This window comes from Myxococcus vastator, assembly GCF_010894475.1.
Lineage (GTDB): Bacteria > Myxococcota > Myxococcia > Myxococcales > Myxococcaceae > Myxococcus > Myxococcus vastator.
The window spans coordinates 29,182-47,264 of record NZ_JAAIYB010000010.1 but is presented as its reverse complement, the minus strand read 5'-3'; the positions used below and the strand labels follow the sequence as shown (position 1 = coordinate 47,264).

2 protein-coding genes (1 of these 2 running past the window's edge) are annotated in these 18,083 nt (G+C 70.5%); both read right to left on the bottom strand.

Annotation, left to right across the window (positions count from 1 at the left end; all coding sequences use genetic code 11):
• Positions 1–11,181: non-ribosomal peptide synthetase (locus G4D87_RS02025; RefSeq protein ID WP_163777898.1), on the bottom strand; the 11,181-nt coding region annotated here is incomplete at its 3' end.
• 3 nt (positions 11,182–11,184) lie between these two features.
• A protein-coding gene (locus G4D87_RS02020) for a non-ribosomal peptide synthetase/type I polyketide synthase (protein ID WP_163777895.1) crosses the window boundary here: on the bottom strand, positions 11,185–18,083 show its 3' portion. Its footprint extends 6,226 nt past the window's final position; the window shows 6,899 of its 13,125 coding nt (coding positions 6,227–13,125); its start codon lies off the right edge, out of view — the gene reads right to left on this strand; it ends in the stop codon at positions 11,185–11,187.

Here is an 18,083-nt window from a genome sequence, read left to right as displayed (position 1 = left end):
CCCCACGCCCATGCCCCTCAGGTGGTGTGCCAACTGGTTCGCGCGTCGGTTCAGCTCCGCGTACGTCAGTCGCTGGTCCTCGTACTCCACCGCCACCGCGTCTGGCGTCCGCTGGACCTGCTCCTCGAAGAGCGCACTCAGGCTCGCATCGCGCGGATACGTAGAAGCCGTCCCGCTCCACTCCTTCACCAACCGCTGCCGCTCTTCACTGCCCATCAAAGGCAAATCAACCAGCCGCTTCTCCGGCCCTGCGATGGCCGTCTCCAGCAGGGTCCGCAGATGCTGGAGCAGCCGGCGCACCGTCTCTGCTTCGAACAGATCGGTGTTGTAGTTCGCCGCCACCACCACGCCGTCCGGCACCTCCTCCACCACCAGGGACAGGTCGAACTTCGACGTCCGCCCCTCCGAGTCCACGCCGGAAAGCGTGAGGCCTTCTCCGAGCGCCACCTCCGTCACAGGCGTGTTCTGCAGCGTCAGCGTCACCTGGAACAGCGGACTCCGGCTCAGGTCCCGCTCGGGCTGGAGCTCCTCCACCAGCTTCTCGAACGGCACGTCCTGGTGCGCATACGCGCCCAGCGTCACCTCCCGCACCTGAGCGAGCAGCTCCCGGAAGTTCGACGCCGGAGCCACCTTCGTCCGCAGCACCAGCATGTTCGCGAAGAAGCCGATCAGCCCCTCCGTCTCTCCCTGCGTGCGCCCCGCGATGGGAGCCCCCACGCACACGTCCTCCTGCCCTGCATACTTGGACAGCACCACCTGGAACGCCGCCAGCAACACCATGAACGGCGTCGCACCTTCACGCCGGCCGAGCGCCTCCATGTCGCGCCAGAGTGCCTTGGGCCACACCTCGTGCCGCAGAGCTCCGCCATACGTCTGGACGGCGGGCCTCGTCTTGTCGGTCGGCAGCTCCAGCGCCGCGGGCGCTCCTTCCAGACGTTGCTTCCAATACCCGAGCTGCGCCTCCAGCACCTCGCCCTTCAGCCACTCGCGCTGCCAGACCGCGTAGTCCGGGTACTGCACCGGCAGTTCCGGCAAGGAGGATGGACGGCCCTGGGAGAAGGCCTCATACAGCGCCGCGACTTCGCGCACGAGGACGCCCATGGACCAGCCGTCGGACACGATGTGGTGCATCATCAGCACCAGGACGTGCTCCCGCTCGCCGAGCCGAAGCAGCGTGGTCCGCAGCAACGGCCCCTGAGCCAGCTCGAACGGCCGAAGTGCCTCTGCTTCCGCTCGGCGCCGTGCCTCCTGCTCCGCTTCAGGCAGCCCGCTCAGGTCCTCGACGGTGAACGCCACCTGCCCCGCGGGCGCGATGACCTGCACGGGCGTCCCGCCGTCGGCGCGGAAGGTCGTCCGCAGGGATTCATGGCGGCGAACCAGCGCGTCGAAGCTGCGCTCCAGCGCGAGCACGTCGAGCAGCCCCGACAGCTTCACCACCGCCGGCACGTTGTAGAAGGCACTCCCCGGCGCGAGCTGCTCCAGGAACCACAAGCGCTGCTGCGCGAACGACAGCGGCAGGACGCTCGTCCGTCCCGCCCGCGGCTTCAACGGGGGCGCGGCGAAGCCCGCTCCGGCGCGCACCCAACGGTCCACCCGCTCGGCGAGCGCGGCCACCGTGGGTGCCTCGAAGAGGTCTCGCAGTGGCAGCTCGACACCGAAGGCGCCACGAATCCGGGAGATGGCCTGCGTCGCCAGCAGCGAGTGCCCTCCCAGTTCGAAGAAGCCACTGTGGACCCCAACACGGTCGAGCCCCAGCACCTCGGAGAACAGCCCCGCCACCAGCGTCTCCGTGGCCGTGCGCGGCGCGACGAAAGCCTCGGTGTCCACGGCCTGGAAGTCCGGCGCCGGCAGCGCCTTGCGGTCCACCTTGCCGTTGGGCGTCAGCGGCAGCGCCTCCAGGACGACCAACGCCTGCGGAACCATGTACTCGGGCAGCGTCTGACCCAGGAAGTCACGAAGCGCGTCGGTCTCCAGCGTGTGGCCCGGCTTCAGCACGGCGTAGCCCACCAGGCGCTTGCCCTCCGTCCCGCGCTCGTGAGCCACCACGACCGACTCACGCACCGCGGGGTGCCGCTCCAGCGCCGCTTCCACCTCGCCCAGCTCCACGCGGTAGCCGCGGACCTTGAGCTGGTCGTCCATGCGGCCCAGGAACTCCACCCGGCCATCCGCGAGCAGCCGAGCCCGGTCTCCCGTCCGGTACATCCGCGCCCCCGGCTCATCCGAGTACGCATCCGGCACGAACCGCTCGGCGGTCAGGTCCGCCCGGCCCAGGTAGCCGCGGCCCACGGTCCTTCCGCTGATGCACAGCTCCCCCGGAACCCCCACGGGCACCGGGCGCAGGTACGCATCCAGCACGTAGACGCGCGCGTTCGGAATGGGCCGCCCCAGCGGCACCGACGCCGATACACGGCCCCGCGGTCCACGCTCCACCAAGAGCGTGAGTACACCCACGGTCGTCTCGGAGGGCCCGTAGTGGTTGAACACCACCAGGTCCGGTGACAGTTCGTGCACCCGGTCCATCAGCGCCCAATCCGAGACGTCACCGCCCAGCACCAGACGCTGGCGTGGCAATACCCGCTCAGGCTTCCCAGAGGCCAGGAGCGCCTGCAAGTGCGCGGGGACGATCTTCAGGCAGTCCACGGCCTCGCGCTCGAAGAGCGAGGCCAGGGCGGCCGGGTCCGACGCGCACTCGCGAGACACGAGGTGCAGCGCGCCGCCTCGGCACAGCGTCGGGAAGACAGCGGTGTGTCCCAGGTCCGCCGCCAGCGTGGACACGGAGGCAAACGACGCGCCTCCCGGCAGGTCCAACCGGCGCGTGACGCCGTCTACGTAATGCACCAGTTGCCGGTGCTCGATGGCCACGCCCTTCGGCCGCCCCGTGGAGCCAGAGGTGAAGATGACGTAGGCAAGGTTCTCCGGCGCCGCCTCGGGCTCCGGGTTGCGCTCGCTCCGTTCCGACAGAGAAGACGCGTCCGCATCCAGGCGGACCACCCCGCCCGCGTCCCAGCGCAGCACCTCCGCCAGGGCCGCCTGCGTGACCAGCGCCCGGGCCCCCGCGTCCGCGAGCACGCTTCGGATGCGCTCGACCGGGAACGTGACGTCCAGCGGCACATAGGCCCCACCCGCCTTGAGAATGCCCCACAGGCCCACCAGGGCACTGGCCGAGCGGTCCAGGTACAAGCCCACGGGAACATCCGGACCGACGCCCAGCGAACGCAGGTGGTGCGCCAGTTGGTTGGCCCGCCGGTTCAGCGCGTCGTAGGTCAGCCGCGAGTCTTCCGCGACGACCGCGAGCGCTTCAGGCGTCTTCGCGGCCTGCGCCTCGAAGAGGGCCTGGATGGTGCCGGGAACGAAGCCGGTGCGGGTGTCGTTCCACTCCACGAGCAGCCGGCGCTGCTCCTCTGTGCCCAGCAGCGGCAGCTCGCCCAACCGAGCATCCGGCGTCTGGACCGCGGCCTCCAGCAACACGCGCAGGTGGCCCGTCAGCCGGTCCATCGTCTCGGGCTCGAAGAGGTCGCTGTTGTACACGGTGCTGACCGACAGCCCCTGCGGTGTCTCGGTCAGCTCCAAGGTGAGGTCGAACTTCGACGTGCGCGAGTCACCGTCCATTCCCGCCAGCGTCAGGCCCGGCAGGTGCAACTCCACGGTGGGCGTGTTCTGCAGGATGAACATCACCTGGAAGAGTGGGCTGCGGCTCAAGTCGCGCTCTGGCTTGAGCTCCTCCACCAGTCGCTCGAAGGGGATGTCCTGGTGCGCATACGCGCCGAGCGTCCGTTCGCGGACCTGCGCCAACAGCTCCCGGAACGTGGGGTTTCCGGAGAGTCGCGCACGAAGGACGAGCGTGTTGATGAAGAAGCCAATCAGCCCCTCCGTCTCGGCCCGGGTGCGGTTGGCGATGGGCGAGCCCACGCAGACGTCGTCCTGCCCCGAGTAGCGCGACAGCACCGTCTGGAACGCCGCGAGCAGCACCATGAATGGCGTGGCGCCTTCACGATGCGCGAGCACCTTGACCGACTCCCACAGGTCGCGCGGCCACTGCACATCCCGGCTGGCGCCACGGAACGTCTGCACCGCGGGACGCGGCTTGTCCGTGGGAAACTCCAGCGCCTGCGAGGCCCCCTGGAGCTGCGCCTTCCACCAGGCGAGCTGTGACGCCAGGACCTCTCCCTGGAGCCACTCGCGCTGCCACACCGCGTAGTCCGCGTACTGCAGCGGAAGCTCCGGCAGCGGCGACGGCAGGCCCTGCGAGCACGCCTCATACAACGCGGCGACCTCGCGGACGAGCACGCCCATGGACCAGCCGTCCGACACGATGTGGTGCATCACCAGCACCAGCACGTGCTCCTGCTCGGACAGCTTCAGCAATACCGTGCGCAGCAATGGTCCGCGCGTCAGGCTGAACGGAAGCGCTGCCTCTTCGGCGATCAGGCGCTGGGCTTCCAGGGTTCTTTCAGCCTCGGACAAGCCACTCAGGTCCACCGCGCGCAGCTGGACTTCCGACTCCGCTGCGATGATCTGAACCGGCGCGCCACCGCTGCTCTGGAAGGTCGTGCGCAGCGACTCGTGCCGGAGCACCAGCGCCTTGAAGGCTTGCTCCAGCGCGTCCACTCGCACCGTCCCCGTCAGCTTCACGGCGACAGGGATGTTGTAGGACGAGCTGCCCGGCTCCAACTGGTCGAGGAACCACAGGCGCTGCTGCGCGAATGACAGCGGCAACGGCCCGGTTCGCTCGACTCGCGTCGGCGGCGGCACATGCGGAACCTGTACGCTTTTCGCTGCCGTATCGAGCCGCTGGGCGAGCTTCTCTACCGTGGGCGCCTCAAAGACGTCCCGTAGAGGCAATTCGACGTGGAAGGCCTCGCGAACGCGCGAGACCAACTGCGTGGCCAGCAGTGAGTGTCCGCCCAGCTCGAAGAAGTCTCCGTCGAGCCCGACGCGTTCGACGTTCAACACCTCGGCGAAGATGGACGCCAGCTTCTGCTCGGACGCGGTGCGAGGCGCCTCGAAGTGCGCCGTCTTCGGACCTTGTGCATCCGGGGCGGGCAGCGCCTTGCGGTCCACCTTCCCGTTGGGCGTCAGCGGCAGCGACTCCAGCACCACATACACCGACGGCACCATGTACTCCGGCAGCCGCTGCTTCACGTGGCTTCGCAGTGCACCCGCGTCCAGTAGGGCGCCTTCCTGCGCCGTCACGTAGGCCACCAACCGCTTGCCTTCGCTTCCGTCCTCGCGGGCCACCACGACGGCTTCGTTGACGCCACTGTGCTGGGCCAGCGCCGCTTCCACTTCGCCCAGCTCGATGCGGTAGCCGCGCACCTTCACCTGCGTGTCCGCGCGGCCCAGGAACTCCAGCGTCCCGTTCCTCAACCACCGCACCACGTCGCCCGTGCGGTCCAGCCGCGCTCCCTCACCGTATGGGCTCGGTACGAAGCGCTCCGCCGTCAACTCCGGACGCCCTACGTACCCCACCGCGAGGCCGTCTCCGCCCACGTACAGCTCACCGGGCACGCCTACCGGCACTGGACGCATTGCCCCGTCCAGCACGTAGGCCACCGTGTTCTTCACTGGACGGCCGATGGACACCGAAGCGCCCACTTCTTCCGGACGCTCCATCCGGTACGTGCTGGAGAACGTCGTGTTCTCCGTCGGGCCGTACCCGTTGATGAGCACGCCGCCCGCCGCCAGCCGCTCCTTCACGCGGGACACCGGCAGCGCATCGCCACCCGCGAGTAGCTGGCGGACACTGGCCAGGGCCTTCGGCTGCCGCGCCTGCATCTGCTCGAAGAGCGCCGCCGTCAGCCACAACGACGTGATGCCCGTGCCTTCCAGCTTGCGGCCCAACTCCTCCAGCGACGGCGTCCCTGCCGGGTACACCACCAGCTTCGCGCCGTGCAGCAGCGCGCCCCACACCTCCAACGTCGACGCGTCGAAGGAGATGGGCGCCAGTTGCAGCCACACCTCCTCTGGCCCGAAGTGCGCGAAGTCCGTCCCCAGCACCAGACGCGACACCGCTCGGTGCGGCACCCCCACGCCCTTCGGCTTCCCCGTGCTTCCCGACGTGAACATCACATACGCCAGGTTTCCGCCCCCCACGTTGGCGACGGGCGTGCTCTCCGGCTGCAAGGCAATCTGCGTGTCCCACTCCGTGTCCACGCACACCACCCACTCACCACCCGCGGCCACTTCGTCCGCCAGCTTCTCCTGTGCAACCAGCAGCGCGACGCGTGCCTCCTGCTTCATCCACGCCAGTCGCTCCAACGGGTAGCTGGCATCGAGAGGCACGTACACGCCTCCCGCCTTCAGGATGCCCAGCACGCTCACCACCAACTCCAGCGAGCGCTCAACGCACAAGCCCACCCGCACCTCGGGCCCCACGCCCATGCCCCTCAGGTGGTGTGCCAACTGGTTGGCGCGTCGGTTCAGCTCCGCGTACGTCAGCCGCTGGTCCTCGTACTCCACCGCCACCGCGTCCGGCGTCCGCTGCGCCTGCTCCTCGAAGAGCGCACTCAGGCTCGCATCGCGCGGATACGTAGAAGCCGTCCCGCTCCACTCCTTCACCAACCGCTGCTGCTCCTCACTGCCCATCAGCGGCAACTCGGCCAGCCGCTTCTCCGGCTCGGCGACGGCGGCCTCCAACAGCACCTTCAAGTGTCCGAGCATCCGGTCCATTGTCCCGGCCTCGAACAGGTCGCTGTTGTAGTTCACCATCGCCACGACGCCGTCTGGCACCTCCTCCACCACCAGGGACAGGTCGAACTTCGACGTCTTCTCCTCCGCCGCCAGTCCCTTGAGGGTGATGCCTTTCAGTTGGACTTCGGCGGCGGGGGTGTTCTGAAGCGTCAGCGTCACCTGGAACAGCGGGCTGCGGCTCAGGTCGCGCTCGGGCTGGAGTTCCTCCACCAGCTTCTCGAATGACACGTCCTGGTGCGCATACGCGCCCAGCGTCACCTCGCGGACCTGCCCCAGCAGCGCGCGGAAGCTCAGCGAGGGCGACAGCTTCGAGCGCAGGACCAGCGTGTTGACGAAGAAGCCAATCAGCCCCTCCGTCTCCGAGTGCGAACGCCCCGCGATGGGAGCCCCCACGCTCACGTCGTCCTGGCCCGAGTAGCGCGACAGCACTGTCTGGAACGCGGCCAGCAACACCATGAAGGGCGTCGCGCCCTCGCGTCGGCCGAGCGACTCCACCTCACGCCACAGCGCTTTCGGCCACAGGACATGGAGGTTCGCGCCCCGGAACGTCTGCGCGGCGGGACGCGGTTTGTCCGTGGGCAGCTCCAAGGCCCGCGGCGCGCCAGCGAGCTGCTTCCGCCAGTACGCGAGCTGCGACTCCAACACCTGCCCCTTGAGCCAATCGCGCTGCCATATCGCGAAGTCCGCGTACTGCACGGACAGCTCGGGCAACCGCGCCGGACGCCCCTGGGACAAGGCCTCGTAGAGCGCGGCCACCTCCCGCACGAGGACGCCCATGGACCAGTAGTCCGACACGATGTGGTGCATCACGAGCACCAGCACGTGCTCCTGTTCGGACACCTTGAGCAGCGCCGTGCGCAGCAAGGGCCCCTGCTCCAGTTGGAACGGACGGCCCACCTCCGCCTCGGTCCGAGCCTTCGCCGCGGCCTCGCGTTCGCCCTCTGGCAACCCGGACAGGTCCACCACCTCCAGCGGCACCTGGGTCTCCGCGGAGATGACCTGCACCGGCGACCCACCTTCGGCGCGGAACGTGGTGCGCAGCGCCTCATGCCGGCGGACCAGCGCCTCGAAGCTTCGTGCCAGCGCACCGACGTCCAGCGCCCCCGCCACGCGCACGGGCGCCCAGAGGTTGTAGGACGTATTCGCCGGGTCGAGCTGCGCCAGGAACCACAGGCGCTGTTGCGCGAATGACAGCGGCGCCGTCCCGCCGCGCTCCATCCGCTTCAGCGGAGGCGCCGGAATTCCCGCGGTCGCCACCGCTCTGGAGATCCGCTCCGCGAGCGCCGCCACCGTGGCCGACTCGAAGACGTCGCGCAGCGGCAGGTCCACCCGGAAGGCTTCACGGACCCGCGCGACCAGTTGCATCGCCAGCAGCGAGTGTCCGCCCACCTCGAAGAAGTTGTCGTGCAGCCCCACCGACTCCAGGCGCAGCACCTCCGCCCAGAAGCCCGCGAGCATCTGCTCCACGGGCGTGCGAGGCGCGACGTGCGCCTCCCTTCGGGACTCCCTCACCGCCTCCGGCGCGGGGAGCGCCTTGCGGTCCACCTTCCCGTTCGGAAGCAGCGGGAGCCGCTCCAGCACCACCACCGCCTGCGGCACCATGAATCGCGGCAGGCGCGACTCCAGGCCCGCGCGCACCTCGCCGCCTTCCAGCATGCGCCCATCACGGGGCACCACGTAGGCCACCAGTCGCTTGTCGCCCGGTGCGTCCTCGCGCACCACGACCAGCGCCTCGCGCACGCCCGGCTGCCCGAGCAGCGCCGACTCCACCTCACCGGGCTCGATGCGATGACCGCGCACCTTCACCTGCGAGTCACCCCGGCCCAGGTACTCCAGTACGCCGTCCCGCCGCCAACGCGCCTTGTCGCCGGTGCGGTACAGCCGCGCCCCGTTCCCTTGGGGCGCGGGGACGAACCGCTCCGCGGTCAGCTCCGGCCGGCTGAGATAGCCGCGCGCCACACCTTCGCCACCGACGTACAGCTCGCCCACCACGCCCGCGGGGACTGGCTCCAGCTCCCCGTCGAGGACGTAGACGCGGACATTCGTCAGCGGCCGGCCAATGGCCACCTCGCGCCCGGAGTCCTCCGCGTCGGTGGTCAGGTCCACGGCCGTGGCCACCGCCGTCACTTCGGTGAGACCGTACGTGTTCAGCAGAGGAACGGCGCGACCCACCCGTTGCCGCCACTGCGACACCCGCGTGGGGATGGCGCGCTCGCCGCCAATGACGACCCACTTCAAGCCCGGGGGCAGACGCGCCTTGCCTTCATCCAGGCTCGCCGTCACCTCGTGCCAGAAGGCCGTGGGCAGGTTGAGCTGGGTGATGCCGGCCGCTTCACACCGGGCCAGGAAGACGTCCGGGACGTCCAGCATCTCGGGGGTGCGCAGCACCAGCGTGCCGCCGCGCGTGAGGCACGGGTAGATCTCCTCCGCGCTCGTGTCCCAGCTGATGGACGCGAACTGGAGCACCCGGTCGCCCGGCGCCACCGGGCAGGCCTGCCACTCCGCGCGGATGAAGCTCACCAGCGAGCGGTGCTGCACCACCACGCCCTTCGGCCGCCCCGTGGAGCCTGACGTGTAGAGCACGTACGCCGCGGCTTCCGGTGGCACGACGACGGCCGGCTCAGGCGTCAGCCCCTCCGCGTCCGGCGTGAGCGAAGCCACGTCCAACCACACCCGCCCCGGAGCCTCGCCCAGCTTCTCGCGGTACGGCTGCCGTGCCACGACCACGCGAGCACCGCTGTCCTCCAGCATGTAACCCAGCCGCTCCGCTGGATACTCCGGGTCCAGCGGCACGTAGGCGCCACCCGCCTTGAGCACACCCAGCAACGCCGCCAGCAAGTCGACCGAGCGCTCCACGCACACGGCCACTCGGGACTCCAGGCCCACGCCGAGCGTGCGCAGCCGCGCCGCCACGAGGTTCGCCCGCGCGTTCAGCTCGCGATACGTCACGGACTCGCCGCCGGACACCACGGCGGTGGCGTCCGGTGTCCGCGCGGCCTGCGCTTCGAACAACGCATGGGCGCAGGCGTCCGGAGGCAAGGGCTCGTTCGCGCCGTTCCACGTCACCAGCAACCGGTGCCGTTCCTCGGCCCGGAGCATCGCCAGCGTCTCCACCGGCCGGTCGGGTGACGTCACCGCCGCAGCGAGCAGCGTCTCCAGATGGCCCAACAGTCCTTCGATGGTGGCCGCGTCGTACAGGTCCGCGTTGTACGTGGCAGTCAGCCCAAGGCCACCAGCGCCTCTGGACAGCATCAGGGTCAGGTCCAGGTCGGTGCTCGACACCTCCGCGTCGAGCACACGCACGGCCAGCCCCGGCACCTCGCGAAGCGGTGGCGGCGCGTCGACTTCTCCGACGAGCACCTGGACCATCGGTGTGCGCGTCGGGTCCTGCTCCACACCCAGTGCCTTCAGCAGCGGCTCGAAAGGAACATGCGCGTTCGCGAAGGCCTCCGTCGTGTCCGCCTTCGCGCGGCGCAGCACCTCACGAAAGCCCGGCCGGCCGGTGAGGTCCGCTCTCAGGACCAACGGCTCGACGAAGAGGCCCACCAGCCCTGTCGTCTCCTGCCGATCCCGGTTCGCAGACGAGGCGCCGATGAGCAGGTCCTTCTGCCCGGTGTAGCGTGAAAGCAGGACCTGGAGCCCGGCGAGCACGGCCATGAACAACGTGGCGCCTTCGGCCTGTGCCAGGGACTCGAGCCGCTCCACCCATGACACGGACAACAGGGCTCCGCGCTGCTCCGCCCTTCCCGTCGCTGAGCGCCGCGGCCGGTCCGTGGGCAGCTCCAGCTCATGCGGCGCGCCGTCCAACCGATTGCGCCAGAGCTCCAGGTGCGCGTCGAGCGCGTCACCGCGAAGCCTTCCCCGCTGCCAGGAAGCGTAATCCCCGTACTGGAGCGGCAGCGCGGGCAGCGGCGACGGCAGGCCCTGTGTAAAGGCGTCATAGAGCGCCACCACCTCCTGGGTGAGCACGCCCAGGGACACACGGTCGGAGACGAGGTGGTGCACCACCACCAGGAGCACGTGGCGCTCCGGTGCCACGCGCAGCAGCACCCCGCGAGCCAGCGGGCCGCGGGACAGGTCGAACGGGGTCGCCAGCTCGAGCTGGATGCGCTGCCGCACGGCGGCTTCGCGCGCCACCTCCGGAACGTCTTCCAGTCCCTCCACCGTGAACGGCAGGCGTGCCTGGGGGTCGACGAACTGCACCGGCGTGCCGGAGACCTCGCCGAAGTGCGTGCGCAGCGACTCGTGGCGGCGCGCCACTTCCTGGAGGCTCCGCTCCAGCACGGCCACGTCCAGGCGGCCGGACAGCTCCAGGACCCGCGGCAGGTGGTAGGCCGGCAGCCCGGGTGAGCGCTGTTCCAGGAACCACATCCGCTGCTGGGAGAACGTCAGCGGCAACGCGGGCCGGGGCTTCTTCTCCAACCGCTTCGCGAGCAGCGCGAGCTTCTCCTCGCGCGTGAGCGTGGGCTTCTTGTCTGTCTCATTTCCCATGGCTCAGCTCTCCGCCTCGGTCGCGTCCAGCAGCGCGTCCAGTTCCTCGTCCGACAGTTGGTCCAGCGCGGCCGGGTCCAGTGACCTCGACGCCGGTGCGATGGCGTCATCCGCGAGCCGCTTCATCGAGCCCGCCATCCGGGACACCATTTCCGCCATGCCGGCGAGCGTGGGTGACTCGAACACCGCCGTCAGCGGCAGCTCCACGCCCAACGCCTCACGCACGCGCGCCACGATCCGCGCGGCCATCTCGGGGTGTCCGCCCAGGGCGAAGAAGTCGTCCCGAGCGCCAATGCGCGGCTGGCCGAGCAGCTCCGTCCAGATCCCCGCCAGCGCCAGCTCCTCCGGCGTCGCGGGGGCGACGTACTCCGCGGAGGCCACCCGCGCCTTGGTCATGGCCTGACGCCGCTCGGCGTCCCCCGGCAACGTCACGTCGGCGAGCCGCTCCACGCCAGAGGCCAGGGCCTCCAGCAGCATGCGCCAGTGCTCCAGCAACTCGGCCACCACGTCCGAGCCATGCAGCTCGGGCGCATAGGCCAGGCTCAAGCGCAGCTTCTCACCGGGAACCGCGTAGGCGATGAGCGGGTGGTTGCCCTGCTCATGGCTCTCCACGTCCACCACCTCCAGCCCCGGCACGCCCTGCCCCAGCGACGTGTCGAGCGGGTAGTTCTCGAAGATGAGCAGGCTCTCGAAGAGCGGCAGGCCCCGAGACATGTCACTCCAGCCCTTCACCTGGACCAGCGGACTGTGCTCGTACTTCCGCATCTCCAGTTGCCGTGCCTGGAGCTTCTGCAGCCACGGCACCACCCGCGCGTTGGACGACAGGTCCACGCGGATGGGCAGCGAGTTGATGAACAGGCCCACCATGGACTCGGCGCCCGGCAGGTCCACGGGGCGCCCGGAGACGGTGGCCCCGAAGACGACGTCCTCCTGGCCCGCATGGCGGCCCAGGAGCAGCGCCCACGCGCCTTGCGTCAGCGTGTTGAGCGTCACCGCGTTGCGCCGTGCGAAGGCCTGAAGCGCGGTCGTGGCTTCTTGCGACAGCCACAGAATCTCCTCACCCGTGACGGCGGCTTCCATCCCGGGCGCGGCGGCCCGAGCGCCAGGCAGCGGCGTTGGCGTGGTGAAGCCCGCGAGCTCCTCACGCCAGAACGCCTCGGCGCGGGACAGGTCCTGCCGCTGCAACCACGCCATGTAGTCGCGCCAGGCCGCGGGGCGAGGCAAGGAGACGTCGCGCCCCTGAGTCAGCGCCGCGTAGCAGGCGAAGACCTCCTGCAACATCACGCCTACGCCCCACCCATCCATCACCAGGTGGTGGTGGCTCCAGAGGAAGCGGTACTCCTCCTCCGCCAGACGGACCACCTCCATCCGGGCCAGCGGCGCGGGCGCCAGGTTGAAGCCACGCGCACGGTCCTCACGAACCAGCGCCTCCAGCCGGGCACGCTGCGCCTCGGCGGGAACAGCTCGCAGATCGTGCTCCGTCCAGGGCAGGTCCGCCTTGGCATGAACCACCTGGAGCGGCTCCGGGAGTCCCTCGTGGATGAAGGACGTCCGCAGGACGGCGTTGCGCGCGATGACCACCGCCCACGCGCGTCGCAGCGCGGCGACGTCCACCTTCCCACGTGACGTCCACGCCAGCTGCTCGTGGAAGACGCCCGAGCCCTGGGGCGCGAGCGCGACATGGAACAGCATGCCCTGCTGAAGCGACGTGAGCGGGTACAGGTCCTCCACGTCCGGAAACCGCCGCAGCAGGCGGTCCAGGAACGCGGGCGACAGGCGCGCGAGCGGGAAGTCCCCCGGCGAACGGCGCGCCGCGTCCGGCGTACTCCGGCCCGCCATCAGCTCACGCAGCGACGCCAGGAAGTCATCTGCCACGGCTTCGATGGTCGCCCGCTGGTGGACGCGCGTGCTGTAGGCCCAGGCCACCCTCAGTCGGCCCTCGCTCACCACGGCATTCACCTCAAGACGGTGCGGTCGGCGGCCTCCCGCGCCATGCCATGCGCCGCTCGGCTCCTCCGTGAGGGCGAAGCGCTCCGAGCCCCGAGCCGCCGCGTCGAGCTGTCCCAGGTAGTTGAACCCCACCTCCGCGCGCGGCGAGGCTCGCAGCGTCTGGGCCGTGTCTTCGCGCAGGTAGCGCAGCAAGCCGTAGCCCATGCCATTCACCGGCAACCGCCGCCGCGCATCCCGCAATGTCCGGAGCGCGTCGCCTGGGCTTCCCGCCTCCGGCAACTCCACCTCCAGCGGCGAGGTGCTGGTGAACCAGCCCACGGTGCGAGACAGGTCCACGTCACCGAAGAGGGCCTCGCGCCCGTGCCCCTCCAGCTCCAGCCGCACGTCGCGGCTGCCCGTCCAGCGGGACACCGCGCGTGCCACCGCCGTGAGCAGCACCTCATCCACGCGCGCCCGGTACGCCAGGGGCACCTCGCCCACCAGCGCCTTCGTTTCATCCGCGCCCAGCGTCACCGTCACCAGCGCCTCCGAGCCCACCGTGTCGTCGCCGCCTGGCAGGTCCACCGGGAGCGAGGGGACGTCACGCGAGGCCTTCCAGAGCGGCAACTCGCGCGCCACCTCGTCCGTCCGAGCATGCGCCACCAGCCGCTCCGCCCACGCCTTGAAGGACGTCGTCTTCGGCGGCAGCGACACCGGCGCCCCGCGCTCCAACTGCGAGTACGCCGTCTCCAGGTCCTCCAGCAGCGGACGGAGCGAGACACCATCCACCGCCAGGTGGTGCACCACCAGCAGCAGCCGGGACGTCCGGCCCGCGCCGCGCTCGAACAAGGCCGCGCGCAGCAGCAGGCCCTCGCCCAGGTCCAGACTCTGATGAACCTCCGCGCCCACGGACTCCAACGCGGCGCCCTGCTCCGCCTCCGGCACGGAGGACAGGTCCACGCGCCTCACGGGTACCCGCTCGGGCACTCCCGCGATGGATTGGCGCCAGCCTTCCGGCGCCCGCGTGAAGCGCAGCCGGAGCGCGTCATGGTGCGACACCAGCGTCCGCAGCGCCTCCTCCAACAGCGCGGCATCCACCGGGCGGCGCACCTCCAGCACCGCGGCCAGGTTGTAGTGGTGCGGCTGCGGCAGCGCCCACTCGTCGAAGAAGATGCGCTGCATGGGCGTCAGCGGCACGGGCCCCTCCACCAGCCCCTGCTCCGCCGTGCCTGCCTTCGCCGTCCCCGCGGCGGCGGCCAGCTCCACCAGCGTCTGCCGCTCGAAGAGCATGGCCGGCTCCAGCTCCAGCCCCAGGGCCTTGGCTCGGGAGACAATCTGGATGCCCAGGATGGAGTCGCCTCCCAGCTCGAAGAAGTTGTCGTGCAGGCCCACGCGCTCCACGCCCAGCACCTGCGACCAGAGCGCGGCCAACGCCTTCTCCGCCTCGGTGCGCGGCTCGGTGAACACCTTCGCTGTGCCTCCGCGCGCGGCGTCCGGCGCCGGCAACGCGCCACGGTCCACCTTCCCGCTGGGTGACAGCGGGAGCGCATCCAGCGCGACGAAGGCGGCGGGCACCAGGTGGTCGGGCAACCGCTCCTTCATGAAGGAGCGCAGCGCCGAAGCGTCGAGCTCGGAGGCTTGCGCGACGTACCCCACCAGCCTCCGCGCTCCCGGTGTGTCCTCACGCATCAGGGCCACCGCGTCACGCACGTCCGGGTGCTGGCGCAGCACCGCCTCCACTTCTCCCAGCTCGATGCGGAAGCCACGCAGCTTCACCTGGAAGTCAGTGCGGCCCAGGTACTCCAGGCGCCCGTCCGCGAGGAAGCGGACCCGGTCGCCCGTGCGGTACAGCCGCGCCCCCGCCGCTCCCGAGAAGGCATCCGGGACGAAGCGCTCCGCCGTCAGCTCCGGCCGTCCCAGGTATCCACGCGCCACGCCCGGTCCGCCCAGGTACAGCTCCCCCGGCACGCCCGGAGGCACGGGCTGCCCCCATCCGTCGAGCACGTACGCCCGCATGTTCGCGATGGGCCGGCCGATGTCCGGGCGCTCCACGTCCAGCTCGGTGGAGAGCGTCGCGCAGACGGACGCCTCCGTGGGCCCGTAGCCGTTGAGCAGTCTCCGCCCCGGCTTCCAGCGCCGCGCCAGCTCCGGCGAGCAGGCTTCACCCGCGGAGATGACCGTCTCCAGCAACGGGAGGCCCTCCGGCTCCAGCTGCGACAGGGACGAAGGCGTGAGCGTCACCGTGGTGATGCCGCGCGTCTCCAGCAGCGCGCGCAGCGGTGCCCCTGGCAGCAGCGACTCGCGCGGAGCCAGGTGCAGCTCCGCACCGGCCACCAGCGTGGACAACACCTCCAGGACGGACGCATCGAACCCGAGCGCCGCCGCCTGGAGCACGCGCCGCCCTGGCCGCACGTCATGCGCCCGGATGATGGTGCCCAGGGTGTTGCAGAGGCCCTGATGCGGCACCAGCACGCCCTTCGGCGTGCCCGTGGAGCCGGACGTGTAGATGACGTACGCCAGCTGCTCCGGCACCACACCCACGCGAGGTGACTCCGTCGGATGGCGCGCGATGTGGCGTTCGTCGCCATCCACCGCGACGAGCAGCTCGCTGCCCGCGGGGAGCACATCCGCGATGGCATCCACCGTCACCACCACGGACAGTCCGGCGTCCCGCATCATGTGCGTCAGCCGAGCCGTGGGATACGCGGGGTCCAAGGGGACGAACGCGCCGCCCGCCTTCAGGACGCCCAGGAGCCCCACCACCAGCTCCACGGAGCGCTCCGCGCACAGCCCCACGCGGACCTCGGGCCCCACGCCCAGCGTGCGCAGATGGTGCGCGAGCTGGTTGGCCTGTTCGTCCAGCCGCGCGTACGTGAGCTGCTGGCCCTCGGCCACCACCGCCACCGCGTCCGGCGTCCGGGCGGCCTGCGCCTCGAACAAGCCATGCAACGTCGCGTCCGCCGCGAAGGGCTCGCGGGTGTCGTTCCACTCCACCAGCATCCGCTGGCGCTCCGCGTTCGACAGCAACGGCAGCTCCGACACGCGCTGCGACGGATTCGCGGCGATGCCCTGGAGCAGCCGGACGAAGCGCTCCCACAGCAGCTCCACCGTGGCCAGGTCGAACAGGTCCGCTGGGTACTCCAAGGCGCCCGTGAGGCCCTGCGGCGTCTCACGCAGCTCCAGCGACAGGTCCACCTTGGTGGCGCCGATGTCCAGCTCCACCATCTTCACGCCCAGCCCTGGCGTGCGGACCTCGACGGGCGGCGTGTTGTGGAACGTGAGCATCGCCTGGACCAGCGGCATGCGGCTCGGGTCTCTCGGCACGCGCAGCTCGTCCACCAGCCGCTCGAACGGAATCTCCTGGTGGGCGTAGGCGCCAATCGACGCCACCTTCACCCGGCGCAGCAGCTCCACGAAGGTGGGGGCTCCCGACAGGTCGCCTCGGATGGCGAGCGTGTTCAGGAAGCAGCCGATGAGCCCTTCCAGCTCCGGACGGTTGCGGCCCGCCGCGGACGTGCCGACGATGATGTCGTCCTGCCCGGAGTACCGGTGCAGCAGCGTCTGGAGCGCCGCCGTCAGCACCATGAACGGAGTAGCTCCTTCGCGACGGCCCACGGCCCACACCGCGTCCATCACCGGCTTGTCCACGGAGACCTGGAGACGGCCACCCCGTCCCGTCCAGCGCGCGGGCCGCGGACGGTCCGTCGGCAGCTCCAGCACCTGCGCGCCCGCGAGCTGCTTCTTCCAGTACGCGAGCTGGGCCTCCATGCCCGGCCCCTCCAGCCAGCCGCGCTGCCACACCGCGTAGTCCGCGTATTGAATCGGGAGCTCGGGCAGCGGCGACGGCCGGCCCGCCGCGAGCGCTTCGTAGCCCGCGACCAGCTCGCGGAAGAGCACGCCCCCGGACCATCCGTCCGAGGCGATGTGGTGCAGCGTGAGGTGCAGCACGGACACGGACTCGCTGATGCGAATCAGCACCGCGCGCATCACCGGCCCATGCATCAGGTCGAAGGGCTTGCGCGCCTCGGCCAGGGCCTGCTTCAGCGCGTCCGCCTCCCGCGCTTCCAACGTGCCGCCTCGGGCCTCCAGTCGCTCCAGCACCAGGGGCATGGCGTCGGCAATCACCTGGTACGCACCGCCGTCTTCGAGCGCGAAGGTCGTGCGCAGGACTTCATGCCGGCGAACCAGCGCGTTCAGCGCGGCCTCCAGCAGTCCTTCGTCCACCGCGCCATCGAGACGCAACGTGACGGTGTTGTTGTACGCGATGCCCGCCGGGTCCAGCTGGTGGAGGTACCAGATGCGCTGCTGTGGGAAGGACAGCGGCAGCGGCTTGTCCCGACCCACGCGCACCACGGGCGTGGCCGTCGCCGCGGAGACCTCCGTGCCCGCCGTCTGCCGCGCGGCGGTCCGGGTGCCCACGGCGCCGCGTGCTGGCTGCGAGGCAGGACGCCGCGCCTTCGTCGCACGCACGGGGGCCACGCACTCCACGTCTCCAGCGTCGCGGAAACGGGCGCGCTGGCCCGTCACGAAGAAGCGCTCATCCGAGCCTGGAACGGAGATGAAGCGCGCCCGCGTGGCCTCTGGCGCATTCCAGAAGCCCAGCGGAACCGCCGCGCCTCCCAGGGCCAGCTCGCCCACCACGCCCACTGGCACCGGCTCGCCGGACGCATCCCGCACGTACACAGGCGCCGAAGCGGGAGACGGCCAGGCCGCGCCCACCAGGGAGGACTCCACCGCCACACGCCGTGCGGACGTGGTGACGTCCTGCGGTTCGCCCCCAAGCACCCAGAGGCGAACGCCCCCCAGCGCGGCCTCGGCACCGGGGAGCTCCGCCAGGGCACGCGCCTGCGACGGCGCGCAGCGCAGCGTGGTGACGCCCTCGTCTTGCACCAGCGTCAGCAGCGCGCCGAAGCCAGCATCGCCTTCGGCCAGCACCGCCTCCGCGGGCAGGGGCTGCACCTGGCTGCGCTGAC